Annotated in this window: 13 protein-coding genes; 10 read left to right on the top strand and 3 right to left on the bottom strand. The window is 70.6% G+C overall.

Going from position 1 to position 17,398, the window contains the following annotated elements:
• The first annotated feature begins 66 nt into the window (after positions 1-66).
• The 8 genes from ACFYZB_RS04405 (at position 67) to pgi (ending at position 10,569) form a co-directional block, all read left to right on the top strand.
• Entirely contained in the window at positions 67-3,030 is a 2,964-nt protein-coding gene (locus ACFYZB_RS04405) for a M14 family zinc carboxypeptidase (protein WP_388754200.1), read from the top strand.
• A 365-nt stretch (positions 3,031-3,395) separates the two neighbouring features.
• Positions 3,396-4,403, top strand: a complete 1,008-nt coding sequence (gap, locus tag ACFYZB_RS04410) for a type I glyceraldehyde-3-phosphate dehydrogenase (RefSeq protein WP_069781521.1) — start codon at positions 3,396-3,398, stop codon at positions 4,401-4,403.
• Between the two features lie 144 nt (positions 4,404-4,547).
• Positions 4,548-5,759 (top strand): phosphoglycerate kinase, encoded by a 1,212-nt coding sequence (locus ACFYZB_RS04415; protein ID WP_388754203.1) that lies wholly within the window; start codon positions 4,548-4,550, stop codon positions 5,757-5,759.
• Between the two features lie 5 nt (positions 5,760-5,764).
• Complete coding sequence (gene tpiA, locus ACFYZB_RS04420) at positions 5,765-6,541, top strand: triose-phosphate isomerase (RefSeq protein WP_351217837.1); 777 nt, start codon at positions 5,765-5,767, stop codon at positions 6,539-6,541.
• 114 nt (positions 6,542-6,655) lie between these two features.
• Positions 6,656-6,886: a preprotein translocase subunit SecG gene (gene secG / locus ACFYZB_RS04425; RefSeq protein ID WP_388754572.1), complete on the top strand. Its 231-nt coding sequence runs from the start codon at positions 6,656-6,658 to the stop codon at positions 6,884-6,886.
• A 281-nt stretch (positions 6,887-7,167) separates the two neighbouring features.
• Positions 7,168-7,455 (top strand): RNA polymerase-binding protein RbpA, encoded by a 288-nt coding sequence (locus tag ACFYZB_RS04430; RefSeq protein WP_007448238.1) that lies wholly within the window; start codon positions 7,168-7,170, stop codon positions 7,453-7,455.
• 164 nt (positions 7,456-7,619) lie between these two features.
• Entirely contained in the window at positions 7,620-8,864 is a 1,245-nt protein-coding gene (locus ACFYZB_RS04435; protein ID WP_388754207.1) for an MFS transporter, read from the top strand.
• 52 nt (positions 8,865-8,916) lie between these two features.
• On the top strand, positions 8,917-10,569 hold the full coding sequence (pgi, locus tag ACFYZB_RS04440; protein WP_388754210.1) for a glucose-6-phosphate isomerase: 1,653 nt from the start codon (positions 8,917-8,919) through the stop codon (positions 10,567-10,569).
• Positions 10,570-10,662: 93 nt separating this feature from the next.
• Here the strand turns inward: pgi and ACFYZB_RS04445 are convergent, their stop codons facing one another.
• Genes ACFYZB_RS04445 through ACFYZB_RS04455 form a run of 3 tightly spaced genes read right to left on the bottom strand, consistent with a single transcriptional unit; the run spans position 10,663 to position 14,230 of the window.
• The gene (locus tag ACFYZB_RS04445; RefSeq protein WP_388754213.1) at positions 10,663-12,963 is read right to left on the bottom strand and encodes an ABC transporter permease; all 2,301 of its coding nucleotides are present in this window, start codon (positions 12,961-12,963) and stop codon (positions 10,663-10,665) included.
• 2 nt (positions 12,964-12,965) lie between these two features.
• A complete protein-coding gene (locus ACFYZB_RS04450) occupies positions 12,966-13,757 on the bottom strand; it encodes an ABC transporter ATP-binding protein (RefSeq protein WP_388754576.1) in 792 nt (263 codons plus the stop codon).
• Positions 13,715-14,230 (bottom strand): PadR family transcriptional regulator, encoded by a 516-nt coding sequence (locus ACFYZB_RS04455; protein WP_351209393.1) that lies wholly within the window; start codon positions 14,228-14,230, stop codon positions 13,715-13,717. The genes ACFYZB_RS04450 and ACFYZB_RS04455 overlap by 43 nt, the downstream gene beginning before the upstream one ends.
• A gap of 131 nt (positions 14,231-14,361) precedes the next feature.
• Here ACFYZB_RS04455 and ACFYZB_RS04460 point away from each other — a divergent pair, with 131 nt between their 5' ends.
• Entirely contained in the window at positions 14,362-15,633 is a 1,272-nt protein-coding gene (locus ACFYZB_RS04460; RefSeq protein ID WP_388754216.1) for an ABC transporter substrate-binding protein, read from the top strand.
• 135 nt (positions 15,634-15,768) lie between these two features.
• The gene (locus ACFYZB_RS04465; RefSeq protein WP_388754219.1) at positions 15,769-17,379 is read left to right on the top strand and encodes a glycoside hydrolase family 13 protein; all 1,611 of its coding nucleotides are present in this window, start codon (positions 15,769-15,771) and stop codon (positions 17,377-17,379) included.
• The last annotated feature ends 19 nt before the right edge of the window (positions 17,380-17,398 follow it).

The raw sequence follows: 17,398 nt of genomic DNA on the forward strand, positions 1-17,398 counted from the left end.
GATCTCTGACTGACATGAGCCTGGCAACCTGTTCACCGCTGTGGCGGACCACCGCTAGGGGGGTTCATGAGACACAGAGCGAGATCGATCCTCGCTGTCGGCGCGCTCCTGATCGGCGGAGCGAGCCTCGCACCCGTAGCCCAGGCACAGAGCGGAAGCCCGGCGAAGTCCGACCCGGACGCGGTCAAGGTCTTCCGTGCCGAGGTCACCCAGCAGCAGATACCCCTGCTGCTCAAGGCCGGTCAGGACGGTGACGAACTCGCCGAGCAGGCCACCGGAGGCGGAAAGTCCGGGAAATCCGAGGTCGAGGTCTACCTCACCGACCAGCAGGCCGCGAAACTCCGCGAACAGGGCGTCGACCTCACCGAGCACACCGTGCCGGCCAAGGCGCAGGCGCTCATCGAGAAGGCCTCCCAGGGCGTGTTCCGCCCCTACGGCGGAAGCGGCGGGCTCAAGCAGGAGATCCTCCGCACCGCCCAGGCCAACCCGGGTCTGACCAAGGTCGAGTCCATCGGGAAGACGGTCGACGGCCAGGACATCCTCGCCCTCAGACTGACCCGGGGAGCCAGGACGACGAAGGACGGCTCCAAGCCGTCCGTGCTGTATCTGTCCAACCAGCACGCCCGTGAGTGGATCACTCCGGAGATGACCCGGCGTCTGATGCACTACTACCTGGACCACTACAGGACCGACCGGCGCATCCGGGGGATCGTCGACTCCACCGAACTGTGGTTCGTCATCTCGGCCAACCCCGACGGCTACGACTACACCTTCAAGAACTCCACGACCCGCCTGTGGCGCAAGAACCTGCGGGACGTCAACGGCGACGGTGCCATCGGCACGGGTGACGGCGTCGACCTCAACCGCAACTTCCCCTACAAGTGGGGCTACGACGACGAGGGTTCGTCCCCCGACCCCGCCGGCGAGACCTACCGCGGCGCGAGCCCCGAGTCCGAGCCCGAGACCAAGGCGCTGGACGGCTTCGAGAAACGCGTCGGATTCAGGTACGCCGTCAACTACCACTCCGCCGCCGAACTCCTCCTCTACGGCGTCGGCTGGCAGGTCGCCACCCCCACCCCGGACGACGTCCTCTACAAGGCACTCGCCGGCACTCCGGACAACCCGGCCATCCCCGGCTACCGTTCGCAGGTCTCCTCGGAGCTGTACACCACCAACGGCGAGGCGGACGGGCACGCGTCGAACGTCAACGGCATCGCCATGTTCACCCCCGAGATGTCGACCTGCCAGACCGCGTCGGCCATCGACCCGAACGACGCCTGGAAGCCCGAGGACTGCCAGTCGGTCTTCAACTTCCCCGACGACGAGAAGCTGATCCAGCAGGAGTTCGCCAAGAACATCCCGTTCGCGCTCTCCGTCGCCGAGACCGCTGAGCACCCCGACAGGCCGGTCTCCTCGGTCGGGCTGAGCGCCGCCGACTTCACCCCGGCCACGTTCCCCACGTCGTACGCGCGGGGTGCGGACCAGGAGGTCTCCGTCGTCGTCCGCAAGGCGATCCGCGACAAGGAGCTGAAGTACCGCGTCAACGGTGGCCGTACGCACGACCGGGCGCTGCGGCGCTGGAAGGGCGGCCGGACCTACGGCGGCCACGACGACCTGTACTTCGACGAGTACCGGGCCACGGTGCAGGGCGGCAAGCCGGGCGACAAGGTGGAGGTCTGGTTCACCGGCGAGACGAAGGGCGGCAGGAAGGTCGCCGGCTCGCACTTCACGTACACCGTCGCCGAGCGGCCGAAGGCCGACACGCTCGTCGTCGCCGAGGAGGGCGCGGCCGCCACTCAGGCGCAGAAGTACGTGGACGCCGTCGGGGCGGCCGGACACACGGCGGTGGTGTGGGACGTCGCCACCCAGGGAGCCCCCGACGCGCTCGGCGTACTGAAGCACTTCAAGACGGTCGTGCACTACTCGGGCGCCGCCGGGCCCGGCAACGCCACCCAGCTCCAGCTGCGCGCCTACCTCAACGAGGGCGGCCGGCTGATCGAGGCCGGTGAACTGGCCGGCGGCAGCGTCGACCTCGGCGACGGCACCCTCTCGGACGACTTCAGCCAGTACTACCTGGGCGCCTACAGCCGTACGGCGACCAAGGGAGCCACCGGCTTCACCGGCACCGGCGCCCTGGACGGCTACTCCGGTGCCCTCGGCGACGCACCCGGCAACCCGCTGGAGGCGGCCGGCACCTACGGCGTCACCTCGGACGAACTTCCGGTGGCCGCGTACCCGCAGTTCAAGAGCGCGGGCGCGGGCCGGTTCGCCGGGACGGCCGACCCCTACGGGCCGTATGCCGGCTCGTACATGGCCGCCGCCGTGCACACCGACAACGCCTACAAGCGCCTCACCCGCACCATCGACCTCACCGGTGTCAGCGCCGCCGACAAGCCGGCCCTGCGCACCCGGCTGCTGTGGGACACCGAGCCGGGCTACGACCACGCGGTGATCGAGGCGCACACCGTCGGCGCCGACGACTGGACCACGCTGCCGGAGACCGGGGGCGCCACGAGGACGGCCGTGCCGGCGGACTGCGGGCAGGGGTTCCTGATCGCCGAGCATCCGTGGCTGAAGCACTACCTGACGCTCGCGGACAACGCCTGCACGGCGAGCGGTACGACCGGCTCCTGGAACAGCCTCACCGGCAGCTCCGGCGGCTGGCAGCAGGTCGGATTCGATCTGAGCGCCTACGCCGGGAAGTCCGTCGAGGTCTCGATCAGCTACATCACCGACCCGGGCACCGGCGGACACGGCGTGCTCGCGGACGACGCCTCGCTCGTCGTCGGCGGAACGGTGAAGGAGACCGAGGGATTCGAGTCGTCCCTGGGCGCCTGGCACGTGGCCGGGCCGCCCGCGGGCAGCCCGCCCGTGGTGAAGGACTGGGCGCGCTCCGGGCCGCTGTTCCAGACGTACGGAGCGGTCACCACGGACGACACCGTGCTGCTCGGTTTCGGCCTGGAGCAGGTGTCGTCGGCGGCCGACCGGGCAGCCCTGGTGAGGAAGGCGATGGCAGCGCTCGGCGGGTGAGGCCCGCCATACCCGACGGGTGAGGGGCGCCACGTTGACAGATCCCGCTCGCCTTGTTCCAACAGGTGAGCGGGAGCCCTCTCAACGGTGCGTGAAAGGGGCCTGATCAAGTGAGCCGACCCGCTCACGAACGAGTGAAGACAGCGCAAAATCCGCCCGGCATTCCGTACTAAATACGAGTGAATCCCCTGCCGATCCGGGACGGTCCGTACCCCTACTGGCGGGTACGGAATGCCTGCCCGTGTATGCGCCATCTCGATGTCACTCCGGGGCCCTCCGGGAGGTAGGGTCGGTGGTGGTCGGGGACATCCCAAACAGAGCTCGCCGGCACCGCATGGCCGGCGTACCAACGAGGAGATCGGTTCGTGACGATCCGCGTAGGCATCAACGGCTTCGGCCGCATCGGTCGTAACTACTTCCGCGCGCTGCTGGAGCAGGGGGCGGACATCGAGGTTGTGGCTGTCAACGACCTGGGTGACACCGCGACCACGGCTCACCTGCTCAAGTACGACACGATCCTGGGTCGCCTCAAGCAGGAGGTCTCCCACACGGCCGACACCATCACCGTGGACGGTCACACCATCAAGGTGCTCTCCGAGCGCAACCCGGCCGACATCCCCTGGGGCGAGCTGGGCGTCGACATCGTCATCGAGTCGACCGGCATCTTCACCAAGAAGGAAGACGCCGCCAAGCACATCGCCGGTGGCGCGAAGAAGGTCCTCATCTCGGCTCCGGCCAAGGACGAGGACATCACCATCGTGATGGGCGTCAACCAGGACAAGTACGACCCGGCGAACCACCACGTCATCTCCAACGCCTCCTGCACCACCAACTGTGTGGCCCCGATGGCGAAGGTCCTCGACGAGAACTTCGGCATCGTCAAGGGTCTGATGACCACGGTGCACGCGTACACGAACGACCAGCGCATCCTGGACTTCCCGCACAAGGACCTGCGCCGCGCCCGTGCCGCCGCCGAGAACATCATCCCGACCACCACGGGTGCCGCGAAGGCCACCGCCCTCGTCCTGCCGCAGCTCAAGGGCAAGCTGGACGGCATCGCCATGCGCGTCCCGGTCCCGACCGGCTCGGTCACCGACCTGGTCGTGGAGCTCGGCCGCGAGGTCACCAAGGAAGAGGTCAACGCCGCCTTCCAGAAGGCCGCCGAGGGCGAGCTGAAGGGCCTCCTCGACTACACCGAGGACCCGATCGTCTCCTCCGACATCGTCAACGCCCCGGCCTCCTGCACCTTCGACTCCTCCCTGACCATGGTCCAGGAGGGCAAGAACGTGAAGGTCATCGGCTGGTACGACAACGAGTGGGGCTACTCCAACCGCCTCGTGGACCTCACGGTCTTCGTCGGCAACCAGCTCTGATCGCCGCAGATCGCAGCAGCAGGGCCGTGTAGTGAGAGCAGGGCTCGGGCAGCGCACCGCCGCGCTGTCCGGGCCCTGTCTCGCGTACGGACCACGTCCTTTTACGATCAGGTGCACCACGAGCCCTCCTTTGGAGTCCACTCAATGAAGACGATCGACGAACTTCTCGCCGCCGGCGTGAGCGGCAAGCGGGTCTTCGTCCGCGCCGACCTCAACGTGCCGCTGGAAAACGGCACCATCACCGACGACGGCCGGATCCGCGCCGTGCTGCCCACCGTCAAGGCCCTCGCGGACGCGGGCGCCAAGGTGGTCGTCGCCTCGCACCTGGGCCGCCCCAAGGGCGCCCCGGACCCCGCTTTCTCCCTCGCTCCGGCCGCCTCCCGCCTGGGTGAACTCCTCGGCTCCGCCGTGGCCTTCGCGACCGACACCGTCGGCCGGTCCGCCCAGGACACGGTCGCGGGCCTCACCGACGGCCACGTCGCCGTCCTGGAGAACCTCCGCTTCAACCCCGGCGAGACCTCCAAGGACGACGCCGAGCGCGGCGCGTTCGCCGACCAGCTCGCCGCACTCGCCGACGTCTATGTCGGTGACGGCTTCGGCGCGGTCCACCGGAGGCACGCCTCGGTCTACGACCTGGCGAAGAAGCTGCCGCACTACGCCGGCTACCTCATCGCCACCGAGGTCGGCGTCCTGAAGCAGCTCACCGAGGACGTCAAGCGCCCCTACGTCGTCGCGCTCGGCGGCGCCAAGGTCTCCGACAAGCTCGCCGTCATCGACCAGCTGCTCGGCAAGGCCGACCGTCTGCTCATCGGCGGCGGCATGGCCTACACCTTCCTCAAGGCCAAGGGCTACGAGGTCGGCATCTCCCTCCTGCAGGAGGACCAGATCCCGGCCGTCACGGAATACATGGAGCGTGCCGAGAAGCAGGGCGTCGAGCTGGTGCTCCCGGTCGACGTCCTGGTCTCCCGGGAGTTCCCGGACCTGAAGACCAAGGCGCCGTCCGAGTACACCGTGGTCGACGCGGACAAGATCCCCGCCGACCAGGAGGGCCTGGACATCGGCCCGAAGACCCGGGAGCTGTACGCCTCGAAGCTCGCCGACGCCGCGACCGTCTTCTGGAACGGTCCCATGGGCGTCTTCGAGCACCCCGACTACGCCCAGGGCACCGCCGCGGTCGCCCGGGCCCTCGTCGACTCGGACGGCTTCACCGTCGTCGGCGGCGGTGACTCCGCCGCGGCCGTGCGTACGCTCGGCTTCGACGAGAACGCATTCGGCCACATCTCGACCGGTGGCGGCGCCTCCCTCGAATACCTCGAGGGCAAGACGCTCCCCGGCCTCGCCGCACTGGAGGACTGACCTCGATGAGCACGCGCACGCCGCTGATGGCGGGCAACTGGAAGATGAACCTCAACCACCTCGAGGCCATCGCACACGTCCAGAAGCTCGCCTTCGCCCTGGCCGACAAGGACTACGAGGCCGTCGAGGTCGCCGTCCTGCCGCCCTTCACCGACCTGCGCACGGTGCAGACCCTGGTCGAGGGCGACAAGCTCAGGCTGAAGTACGGCGCCCAGGACATCTCCCAGCACGAGGTCGGCGCGTACACCGGCGAGATCTCCGGCCCGATGCTGGCCAAGCTGAAGTGCACCTACGTGGTCATCGGCCACTCCGAGCGCCGGCAGTACCACAACGAGACCGACGAGCTGGTCAACGCCAAGGTCAAGGCCGCCTACAAGCACGGCCTCACCCCGATCCTGTGCGTCGGCGAGGAGCTGGACGTCCGCGAGGCGGGCAACCACGTCACCCACACCCTCGCCCAGGTCGAGGGCGGTCTGAAGGACCTCCCGGCCGAGCAGGCCGAGACCGTCGTGATCGCCTACGAGCCCGTGTGGGCCATCGGCACCGGCAAGGTCTGCGGCGCCGACGACGCCCAGGAGGTCTGCGCCGCCATCCGCGCCAAGATCGCCGAGCTGTACTCCCAGGACGTGGCCGACAAGGTCCGCATCCAGTACGGCGGCTCCGTGAAGTCGGGCAACGTCGCCGAGATCATGGCCAAGGCCGACATCGACGGCGCCCTGATCGGCGGCGCCTCGCTGGACGCCGACGAGTTCGTCAAGATCGTGCGTTTCCGCGATCAGTGACGCACGCTGTGAGTAGGCGGTAGCGGCGATACGTCGTACTCTTGCGGGGGCACGGCCGAGGTGCTGTGCCCCCGTCGTCCATCCGAATCCGAGGAAGTTGGTCCAGCCGTGGTTTTGGGGTTCTCGATCGCCCTGATCGTCTTCAGCCTGCTGCTGATGCTGCTGGTGCTGATGCACAAGGGGAAGGGCGGCGGCCTCTCCGACATGTTCGGTGGTGGCATGGCGTCGTCCGTCGGCGGCTCGTCGGTCGCCGAGCGCAACCTCGACCGGATCACCATCGTGGTCGGCCTGCTGTGGTTCGCGTGCATCATCGTCCTCGGCATCCTCATGAAGACGAACAGCTGAGGACGAACAGCCGGCGACACCCGCGCAGCACACACATCACGCATATTCGGTACGTAAGGCCCCATGTTCGGTACGCGCTCCTGGGCGCGGCCTATCATGGGGCTTGCGTCTGGGAGCGGGGCCCTTGTAACTCCAATCACTGGACGCGCGTTGGGCCTTACGTAGACTGAGGCGCTCGCAGCGAAGCGAAACGCCGACTCGCTTCGCGGCACCATCACGCAGGGAGTTACACCGTGGCAAGTGGCAACGCGATCCGAGGAAGCCGGGTCGGGGCGGGGCCGATGGGCGAGGCCGAGCGCGGCGAGTCCGCGCCGCGTCTGCGCATCTCCTTCTGGTGCTCCAACGGGCACGAGACGCAGCCCAGCTTCGCCAGCGACGCGCAGGTGCCCGAGACCTGGGACTGCCCGCGCTGCGGCTTCCCGGCCGGACAGGACCGGGACAACCCGCCGGACCCGCCGCGCACCGAGCCGTACAAGACGCACCTCGCGTACGTACGAGAGCGGCGCAGCGACGCGGACGGCGAGGCGATCCTCGCCGAGGCGCTCGCCAAACTGCGCGGCGAGATCTAGCACTTGACACCGGCCGGGCGCCCAGAGGTGCCTGGCCGGAGCCGTATCCGCCCCCCGGCGGCCGGTCGATTGTCAGTGGCTCCCTTTACCTTGTGTCCATAGGCGCCTTGCGTCCAGGGGTGCTGGGTGAGGGGGGAGCTGTGGCGACGGTCGAGGAAGGGCGCATGCCGGCGCCCGTGTGGCGCGGGGGATTCGGGCGGCTGTGGACGGCCGCCGTGGTCTCCCGGTTCGGGGACGCGTTACGGACCTCCGCGCTGCCCCTGCTCGCGGTGCGGCTCAGCGACGAACCCCTGGTCATCGCCTCGGTGACGGCCTGTGGGTATGTGCCGTGGCTGCTGTTCGGGCTGCTCGGCGGGGCCGTGGCCGACCGGGTCGACGGGCGGCGGGCGATGTGGGCCGTGGACACGGTCCGCGGCCTGCTGGTGGCCGCGTTCGCCGTGGCCGTGGGACTGGGTCATGCCTCGATCCCTCTGCTGCTCGCCCTCGCCTTCGTGTTGACCACCCTCCAGACGCTCTTCGACAACGCCGCCACGGCCCTGCTGCCCGCGCTCGTGGACCGTGCCGCCCTGGGCGGTGCCAACGCCCGGCTGATGACCGGCCAGCAGATCGCCGGCGGCCTGCTCGCCGCCCCGCTGGTGCCGCTGCTGCTGGCGGCGGGCGCGTTCCTGCCCTTCGCGGCCGACGCGAGCACCTTCCTGGCGGCCGCCGCCCTGGTGGCGTCCCTGCGGATACGTCCGCCGGAGCGCGCGCCCCGCGCCGCGGGCAGCACCCTGCGGACGGAGATCGGTGCGGGCCTGCGCGCCCTGTGGGGCGACGGGGCACTGCGCGCGACCTGTGTGGCCACGCTGCTGTGCAACATCGGCATGGGCGCCCTGATCGCCATGCTGGCGCTGCACGTGACGCGCTGGCTGGACGCGGGCAACGCCGGATACGCGGCCGCGATGACGGCATTCTCGGTGGGCAGCATCACGGGCGGGTTCGTCGCGCAGCGCCTCGCGCGCCGCACCGGCCGGGTGCGGGCGCTGCTCGTCGCCGGCACGGTCCAGACGTCGTCGCTGCTGCTCATCGGATCCGTCCGGCACCTGGCCGCGCTCGTCACCGGCATGCTGCTCCTCGGCGCCATGAACATGGTGTGGAACGTCAACCAGGTCACCCTGATGCAGCAGCGCAGCCCCGAGGCGATGGTGGGCCGTATCGCCTCCGCCTTCCGCACGTCCTCGACCTCCGGCGCCCCCCTCGGCGCCCTCCTCGGCGGAGTGGCGGCCCGGACGTACGGGCTGAACGGACCGGCCCTGCTCGCCGCCGTCCTCTTCGCCCTCGCCGTCACCTCGCTGATACCGGCCCGCAAGCCGGACGTACCTGTTGTTGCGCCGCACGACGACGCCACGACGGCTCGTACCGCGCAGTGATCAACTAGGTTGGAACAGCTGGGACAGGCACGAAAGAAGGCGGAAGTCGGAAATGAACGCAGACGGCCGTACCAGGCTCAACCAGACGCCCGAGTGGACCGCTCTCGCCAAGCACCGGGAGGAGCTGGCCGGCACCCATCTCAGGGAGCTGTTCGCCGGCGACCCCGGGCGCGGCGAGGGGTACACGCTCCAGGTCGGCGACCTGTACCTCGACTACTCCAAGCACCTGGTCACCGACGAGACGCTGCGGCTGCTGCGCGAGCTGGCCGCCGCCACGGACGTGTTCGGCCTGCGGGACGCCATGTTCCGCGGCGAGAGGATCAACGTCACCGAGAACCGTGCGGTGCTGCACACCGCGCTGCGCGCCCCGCGCGACGCGGTGATCGAGGTCGACGGGGAGAACGTGGTCCCGAAGGTCCACGCCGTTCTCGACAGGATGAGCGACTTCGCCGGCCGCGTCCGCTCCGGTGCCTGGACCGGCCACACCGGCAAGCGCATCAAGAACGTGATCAACGTCGGCATCGGCGGCTCCGACCTGGGCCCCGCGATGGCCCACGAGGTGCTGCGCAGCTTCACCGACCGCGCTCTGACGGTCCGCTTCGTCTCCAACGTGGACGGCGCCGACCTGCACGAGGCCACCCGTGACCTGGACCCGGCCGAGACCCTGTTCATCGTCGCCTCCAAGACCTTCACCACCATCGAGACCATCACCAACGCCACCTCCGCCCGGAAGTGGCTGGTGGACGCACTCGGCGACGAGAAGGCCGTCGCCCGGCACTTCGTGGCGCTGTCCACGAACGCCGAGAAGGTCACCGGGTTCGGCATCGACCCGGACAACATGTTCGAGTTCTGGGACTGGGTCGGCGGCCGCTACTCGTACGACTCCGCGATCGGCCTGTCCCTGATGATCGCCATCGGACCCGACCGGTTCCGGGAGATGCTCGACGGCTTCCGACTGATGGACGACCACTTCCGCACCGCTCCCGCCGAGGCCAACGCGCCTCTGCTCCTGGGCCTGCTGGGCATCTGGTACGGCAACTTCCACGACGCCCAGTCGCACGCGGTGCTGCCCTACAGCCACTATCTGTCGAAGTTCACCGCCTATCTGCAGCAGCTGGACATGGAGTCCAACGGCAAGTCGGTGCAGCGGGACGGCCGGCCGGTGGAGTGGCAGACCGGGCCGGTCGTGTGGGGCACGCCGGGCACCAACGGCCAGCACGCCTACTACCAGTTGATCCACCAGGGCACCAGGCTCATCCCGGCGGACTTCATCGGCTTCGCCGAGCCGGTCGGCGAGCTCAGCGGTGAACTCAAGGCGCAGCACGACCTGTTGATGGCCAACTTCTTCGCCCAGACCCAGGCCCTCGCCTTCGGCAAGAGCGCCGAGGAGGTCCGCGCGGAGGGCGTGCCCGAGGAGCTGGTTGCGCACAAGACCTTCCGGGGCAACCGGCCGACGACGACCATCCTCGCGAAGGAGCTCACCCCGTCCGTCCTCGGCCAGCTGGTCGCGCTCTACGAACACAAGGTGTTCGTGCAGGGCGCGGTGTGGAACATCGACTCCTTCGACCAGTGGGGCGTGGAGCTGGGCAAGGTCCTAGCCAAGCGGGTCGAGCCGGCACTGACGGAGGGCGCCGAGGTCGAGGGCCTCGACGCGTCGACGAAGACGCTGGTCGCCACGTACCGGCAGCTGCGCGGCCGTAGCTGACCGGCCGTAGCTGACCGGCCGACGCGGGAGCCGGGCGAGGCAGGGCAGCCCGGTTCCCGCGGGCTCCCGCTGACCGCTTGCCCGGGGCCCGGCTCAGGCCACCGCGCTCAGCGTGTCCGCGAGGCGGCTGCGCGCCGCCCGGGTCGCGGGCAGCGCAGCCAGCGCCGCCGCCCCGAGCACCGCGGCCGCGCCCAGCACGAGCAGCAGCGCGGGCGACGGGGCCTGGGCGATCCCGGCGCCGATACCGCTGGAGCTGCCCTGGGCGTCGATCAGCCGGCGGGCCAGCGGCAGCCCCAGGGCCGTACCGGCGATCACCGCGGCCAGGGCCGTACAGCTCGCCGCCGTGACGGTGATCGCGGTGATCTGCCGTGGGGACATGCCGATCGCCTTCAGCGCCAGCACGTCCCGCTCGCCCTCGCGGACGCTGCCGCCGATGGCGGTGAGCAGCTCGACCAGCCCGATCAGGGCCAGTACGGCGATCAGCCCGGCGACGACTCCGCGCAGGGGCGACAGGCCGTCGGCGGGGTTCTCCACCGGGTGCACGTCGAGGTGGCCCCGGCCGGCCGTGGACAGTGCGGCGGCCACGCGCTGCGGGTCGGCACCGGGGCGCAGCCGCAGTTCGTAGAAGGCGGGGGTCAGGGCGGGGTCGTTCTCGCGAAGGGTGTCCAGGGAGGTCGTCACCACCCGGCCCGCGTTCTGCGGTTCGATGCTGCGGCCCACGATGTGCAGGATCTGCGGCCGGTCGCCCACGGTCATGCGCACCCAGTCACCGACCTGGGCGTGCAGCAGGTCCAGCAGGCCCTGGCCGGCCACCGCCTCGTCCGGTCCGCGTGCGGCCCGGCCCTCGGCGAGGGCGTAGGGGTAGGGCTGGGCCTGGGTGCCGACGCCGCGCAGCGCGATGGTGCCGGTCTGGCCGGGCACGAGCGCGGCGACCTCGACGCCGGGATAGGCGGCGGCCACCCGGTGATCGCCGGTGAGCAGGGATCGCAGGGCGGACGTGTCCATGGCACCGTCGGAGCGGACCGTCAGGGACGTCGGCAGCCCCATGCGCTCCGGGCTGCCCTGGAAGCGGTCGATCGTGGTCCAGGCGCTGAGCGCCACCACGATCAGCAGCAGCGGCAGCGTCAGCCGGGCCACGGTGGCCAGCGACCGGCCGCGCCCCGCGAACGCCTTGTGGCAGCCGAGCACCAGCGGAGCCGGCAGCCGCAGCCCGAGCGCCCGACGGGCGAGTCCCGTCAGCCGGCCGCCGGCCGGTGCGGCCTTGCGCGGCACCGGAACCGGCGGCACCCGCCCGGCCCGCCACGCCGCGAGCCCGGTGGTCAGGCCGATGAACAGGACCGCGCCCACGGGCACCACGAACAGCGCCACGGTGTGGCCCGGCAGCCCCTGCCACACCCCCACGGCGTCGCCGAGCCGGCCGGGGATCCCGCGGCCCAGGGCATCGGTGAGCGCCGCGGCGGCCACCGAGCCGAGCAGCGCGTACGCCAGATGCTGGAGCAGGAAGATCCGCACGACCTGGCCGGGGGTGAAGCCGATCGCCTTCAGCACGGAGATGTCCCGCAGATGCCCGCGGATGCGAGTGGCGATCGCCCCGTGCACGGCGAGCCCCGCGGCGATCAGGGCGCCCAGGCCGAACAGGCCGAGCACCTGGCCCAGCAGCCGGTTGTCGCCCTGGGCCGCGGAGCGCGCCTGCTGCCAGGTGGAGACCTCGCCGACCGCGCCCGCGCCCAGCACCGTGACGGCACGCTGCACCGCGTAGTCCGTGTCGCCCGGATCGGCGAGGCGCAGCCCGATCACCTGGCCGCCGGGGGCGCGCACGGCGGAGGGCAGGGCCCACACCAGCCCCGGCTGCTCGCCCGGGCTGTAGCGGGGCTCGGCACTGTCCGCGATGCCCTCGACGGTCAGGGCACGGGCCGTGCCGGGCAGCGTGAGGCTGTCTCCGGGCTCGGCCAGCAGGGCCCGGGCCAGGCCGCTCTCCAGCACCACGCCGTCCGGTTCGGAGGCGGTGAGCCAGTGCCCGGCGGTGAGCAGTGGCCGGCCGACGGACGGCAGCCGCGGCGTGCCGCGCAGCTCCACGGAGGCGCGGATGCCACGTACGGCGACGGTGGCCGACTCGGTGCGGTAGGGGCCGGCCACGGACTCGACGCCGTCCAGCCGGGCGAGCCTGCCGGTGTCCGCGGAGGGGACGGTGTGGATCCACACATGCGCCCCGCGGGCCTGGGTGAAGGTGCGCTGCCAGGGGTTGGTCGCGTACCCGAACAGGGCGGTGGCCAGCAGCAGAGAGGTGACGATCCCGGCGGTGGCCAGCACGAGGAACAGCGCCTCGCCACGGTGGGTGCGCAGATCGGAGTGCGCCCAGCGCAGGGTGGCTCGTACGTCCCTGAGGTCCAGCACCGTCAGTCCCTCAGTTCCAGGACGCCCGAGATCCCCGGCTTCCTGGGCGGCGGGGTGCCGTCCAGGGCGGCGTCGTCGGCTATCCGGCCGTCGAAGAAGCTGATCACCCGGTCCGCGGCGCTCGCCAGCCGGGCGTCATGCGTGACCAGCACGATCGTCTGGCCGCGTCCGTGGAAGCGGGACAGCAGCCGCATCACCTCGCGCGTGCCCTTGCTGTCCAGGCTGCCGGCGGGCTCGTCGGCCAGCAGCAGCGGCGGATGGTTGACCAGGGCCCGGGCGAGCGCGACCCGCTGCTGTTCGCCGCCGGACAGTTCGCCCGGCATGCTGCGCTCCTTGCCCGTGAGCCCCAGCTCGGCCAGCAGTTCCTCACGCTCGGCGCGCGCCTTCCTCGGCGGGACGCCGGCGAGCAGGGCGGGCAGCTCGACGTTGTCGGCGACCGAGAGGTTCGACACCAGGTTGAAGAACTGGAACACGATCCCGATGGCCCTGCGGCGCTCCACCGCCCAGCGCGCCTCGCTGAAGGAGTCCGTGCACCGGCCGTCCAGCCAGATGCTGCCCTCGTCCGGCCGCTGCAGTCCGCCGAGCAGGTGCAGCAGGGTGGACTTGCCCGCGCCCGACGGGCCGGTGATCGCCACGAACTCGCCCCGCGCCACCGACAGATCGACCCCGCGCACGGCATGCGCGGGAGCGCCCTCGCCGTGGTGGGTCTTCACCAGACCCTCGGCGCGCAGCACCGGAGTGCCGTCGGTGCTCACTGAAGGTCCTCCAGTTCCTCCTGGCACCGTTCCAGCCAGTCGAGGTCGGCCTGCAGATGCAGCATCGCGCCCTCGATGAGCAGATGGGCGATGCGGTTGTCCCGGTTCTCGGCCGCGGCCAGTTTCGACAGGTTGCGCATGGTGTTGAGGTACTGACGCCGCTGCTTGTTGATGAGGGCTATCTGATCGGTGAGACCGGTCTGCGGGGCGAGGGCGAGCTTCATGAAGAACTCGTCCCGCACCCGCGGCTCGTCCTCGGTCTCCTCGAACCAGGCGTGCAGCGCCTCCCGCCCGGCGTCGGTGAGGTGGTAGACCTTCTTGTTGGGCCGGCCGGCCTGCTCGACGTCCTCGCCCTCGATCAGTCCCGACTTCTCGAGGCGGCCGAGGGTGACGTAGATCTGGCCGACGTTGGGCTGAGGGTACGCGGAGCCCAGCAGTTGCTCAAGGTCCTGCTTCAGCTCGTAGCCGTGGGCCGGGCCACGGGCGAGGAGTGCCAGGAGGGGCAGGCGCACTCGTGCTGTCCTCCTGTCTGCTCACAATGTGCTCCAGGCCCTAGTATCGCCCATACCTAACAGGTATACATGGCCTCTGACTCCCGGGCGAGGGTGCCCGGAGCCGTGTGTATGTGTTCAAGGAGGAACCTATGCGGTGGATACGCGCCGCCGGTAGGGGCCTCCTCGTTCTCGCCGTGATCATGACCGGGTACGTCGCCTCCGGCGCCCGTGCCGGCGAGGGCGCGGGCGACGGCCGCGGCCCCCTTACCCTGGCCACCGCCGGCGACCTCACCGGCTATCTCGCCCCGCTGCTCCAGGGCTGGAACCGCACCCACCCCGGCGAGAAGGTCACCCTCGTCGAGCTGCCCGACTCCGCCGACGAGACCCATGCGCAGATGACCACCGACCTGCGCGGCGGCGACCGGGGCCGCTTCGACGTCCTCAACATCGACGTCAACTGGACCTCGGAGTTCGCGGCGGCGGGCTGGATCCGCCCGCTGCCGCGCGACCCCTTCCCGCTGAAGAGCTTCCTGCCGCCGGTCGTGGACACGGCCACCTACGACGGCCGGCTGTATGCGGTCCCGTACGTCACGAATGCCGGACTTCTCCTGTATCGCAAGGACATTCTCGCCAAGGAGGGCGTGCCGCCGCCGCGCACCTGGGCCGAGCTGGAGCACGACGCGAAGACCATCGCGCCCAAGTACCACCTCGGCGGCTACGCGGGCCAGTTCCTGCCCTACGAGGGCCTCACCGTGAACGCGGCCGAGGCCGTCTACTCGGCGGGCGGCACGATCCTCGGCGACGAGGGCACCCGGGTCACCGTGGACTCCTCCGCCGCCCGCGAGGGCATCGGCTTCCTCGCCCGCGGTGTGCGCGAGGGCTGGATACCGAAGGCGGCGCTGACGTACAAGGAGGAGGAGTCCAAGCAGGCCTTCCAGGACGGCAGGCTGCTCTTCCTGCGCAACTGGCCCTACGCCTACGCCGTCGCCTCCGCCAGGGGCTCCAGGGTCGCCGGGAAGATCGGCGCCGTACCGCTGCCCGGACCCCACGGGCCGGGGACCAGCGTCCTCGGCGGCTCCAACCTCGCCGTGAACTCCCATGCCCGGCACCCCGGTTCGGCCGCCCGTCTGATCGCGTACCTCACCAGCGCGCCCGTCCAGCGTCAGGTGCTCACCCGGGGCGCGCTGCCGCCCGTACGGGCCGCGCTCTACGAAGATCCCGCGCTCATCAGGCAGTTCCCCTACCTGCCGACCCTGCGCACCGCCGTGCTCACCGCCGCGCCGCGCCCCAAGAGCCCGCACTACGACCAGGTCAGCCTGGTCGTGCAGGCGGTGATGCAGGACGCGCTCACCGGCCGGGAGACCCCCGAGCAGGCCGTGCAGCGGCTCGCGCGCGAGCTCGACGCGATCGCCCGCCGATAGTTACTTGTTAGGTAACGCGCAGATCTCATCTCGGTGCGCGATGCCCCTCTAAGTCCAGTTTTGCGCAGCCAACTCACCAGTAGCCTGCGTTCTTTTCGTTGACACCTTCGCGACACGCCTACCTAACATGCATGCATGCTGAGTAAGTACCACTGGTGGCGTGACGCGGTGATCTACCAGGTCTACGTCCGCAGCTTCCTCGACAGCACCGGCGACGGCATCGGCGATCTGGCCGGCGTCCGGGCCGGGCTGCCGTATCTGAAGAAGCTGGGCGTCGACGGGATCTGGCTGAGCCCGTTCTACCCCTCGCCCCAGCACGACCACGGCTACGACGTGGCCGACTACTGCGGGGTCGACCCGCTCTTCGGCGACCTCGCCGAGTTCGACCTGCTGATGGCGGCCGCCCGGCGGCTCGGCATCAAGGTGCTCCTGGACATCGTCCCCAACCACTGCTCCAGCGAGCACCCGTGGTTCCGCGAGGCGCTCGACAGCGCGCCCGGCAGCCCGGCCCGCGCCCGCTTCCACTTCGCCGACGGCCGCGGCCCGGACGGCAGCGAGCCGCCCAACAACTGGCACGCCATGTTCGGCGGCCCCGCCTGGACCCGGGTCGCCGACGGCCAGTGGTACCTGCACATGTTCACGCCCGAGCAGCCCGACTGGAACTGGCGCACCCCCGAGGTCGCCGCCGAGTTCGACCGCGTCCTGCGCTTCTGGCTCGACCGGGGTGTCGACGGCTTCCGCATCGACGTCGCCGCCGGTCTCTACAAGCACCCCGAACTGCCCGACTCCGACGACCCGGAGGCCGACGCCCGCACCCGCGACTCGGTCAACCCGCTCGCCTGGAACCAGCCCGAGGTGCACGCGGTGTGGCGGCGGTGGCGCGCGACATGCGAGGAGTACACGGACCGGGACGGCCGCGAACGCCTCCTCGTCGGCGAGGTCTCCGTGCCCACCGCCCGCGAACACGCCCTGTACGTCCGCCCGGACGAACTCCACCAGGCCTTCTTCTTCGACCTGCTCGGCGCCGCCTGGGACGCCGACGCCTTCCGCAAGGTCATCTCCGAGGCCATGCAGGACATCGCCGGCACCGGCTCCACGGTCACCTGGGTCCTCAACAACCACGACCAGGTCCGCACCGTCACCCGCTACGGCGAACCCGCCCCCGAAGGCAGCGGCCTCGGCGCCGCCCGTGCCCGCGCCGCCGCGCTGCTGATGCTGGCGCTGCCCGGAGCCGCGTACATCTACCAGGGCGAGGAACTGGGCCTGCCCGAGGTCGTCGACCTGCCCGACGACGTCCTCACCGACCCGATATTCCGCCGCACCGGCAGCCGTGCCCGGATCCGTGACGGCTGCCGGGTGCCGCTGCCCTGGTCCGGACAGGCCTCCCCGTTCGGCTTCACCTCCGGCGTGGAGGGCGCCAAGCCCTGGCTGCCGCAGCCGGACTACTTCGCCGAGTACGCCACCGACCGCGCCCTCGCCGACACCCGCTCCTTCTGGCACCTGTACCGCGACGGTCTCCAACTGCGGCGATCCCTGCCCCAGTTGGGCGAGGGCACGCTCCAGTGGCTGGACACCCCGCCCGGCGTCCTCGCGTTCACCCGCGGCGACGGCCTGGTCTGCGCCGTCAACTTCGGTACGGCCCCCACGCCCGCCCCGGTCTCCGGCACCCCCCTGCTCTCCAGCGGCCCCTGTCCGGCGGGCGTCCTGCCCGGCGCCACGGCCGCCTGGTGGCTCAGCGACCTGTGATCAACCGCCTCTTGAAGGG

Origin of the sequence: Streptomyces sp. NPDC001852, from assembly GCF_042891825.1 — a bacterium.
Classification (GTDB): domain Bacteria; phylum Actinomycetota; class Actinomycetes; order Streptomycetales; family Streptomycetaceae; genus Streptomyces.

Excerpts from the sequence above, each read along its gene's own strand:
- ACFYZB_RS04430 (WP_007448238.1), top strand. The coding sequence starts at position 7,168 with ATGGGCGAGGCCGAGCGCGGCGAGTCCGCGCCGCGTCTGCGCATCTCC.
- ACFYZB_RS04415 (WP_388754203.1), top strand. The coding sequence starts at position 4,548 with ATGAAGACGATCGACGAACTTCTCGCCGCCGGCGTGAGCGGCAAGCGG.
- ACFYZB_RS04405 (WP_388754200.1), top strand. The coding sequence starts at position 67 with ATGAGACACAGAGCGAGATCGATCCTCGCTGTCGGCGCGCTCCTGATC.
- ACFYZB_RS04465 (WP_388754219.1), top strand. The coding sequence starts at position 15,769 with ATGCTGAGTAAGTACCACTGGTGGCGTGACGCGGTGATCTACCAGGTC.
- ACFYZB_RS04460 (WP_388754216.1), top strand. The coding sequence starts at position 14,362 with ATGCGGTGGATACGCGCCGCCGGTAGGGGCCTCCTCGTTCTCGCCGTG.
- ACFYZB_RS04435 (WP_388754207.1), top strand. The coding sequence starts at position 7,620 with ATGCCGGCGCCCGTGTGGCGCGGGGGATTCGGGCGGCTGTGGACGGCC.
- pgi (WP_388754210.1), top strand. The coding sequence starts at position 8,917 with ATGAACGCAGACGGCCGTACCAGGCTCAACCAGACGCCCGAGTGGACC.
- tpiA (WP_351217837.1), top strand. The coding sequence starts at position 5,765 with ATGAGCACGCGCACGCCGCTGATGGCGGGCAACTGGAAGATGAACCTC.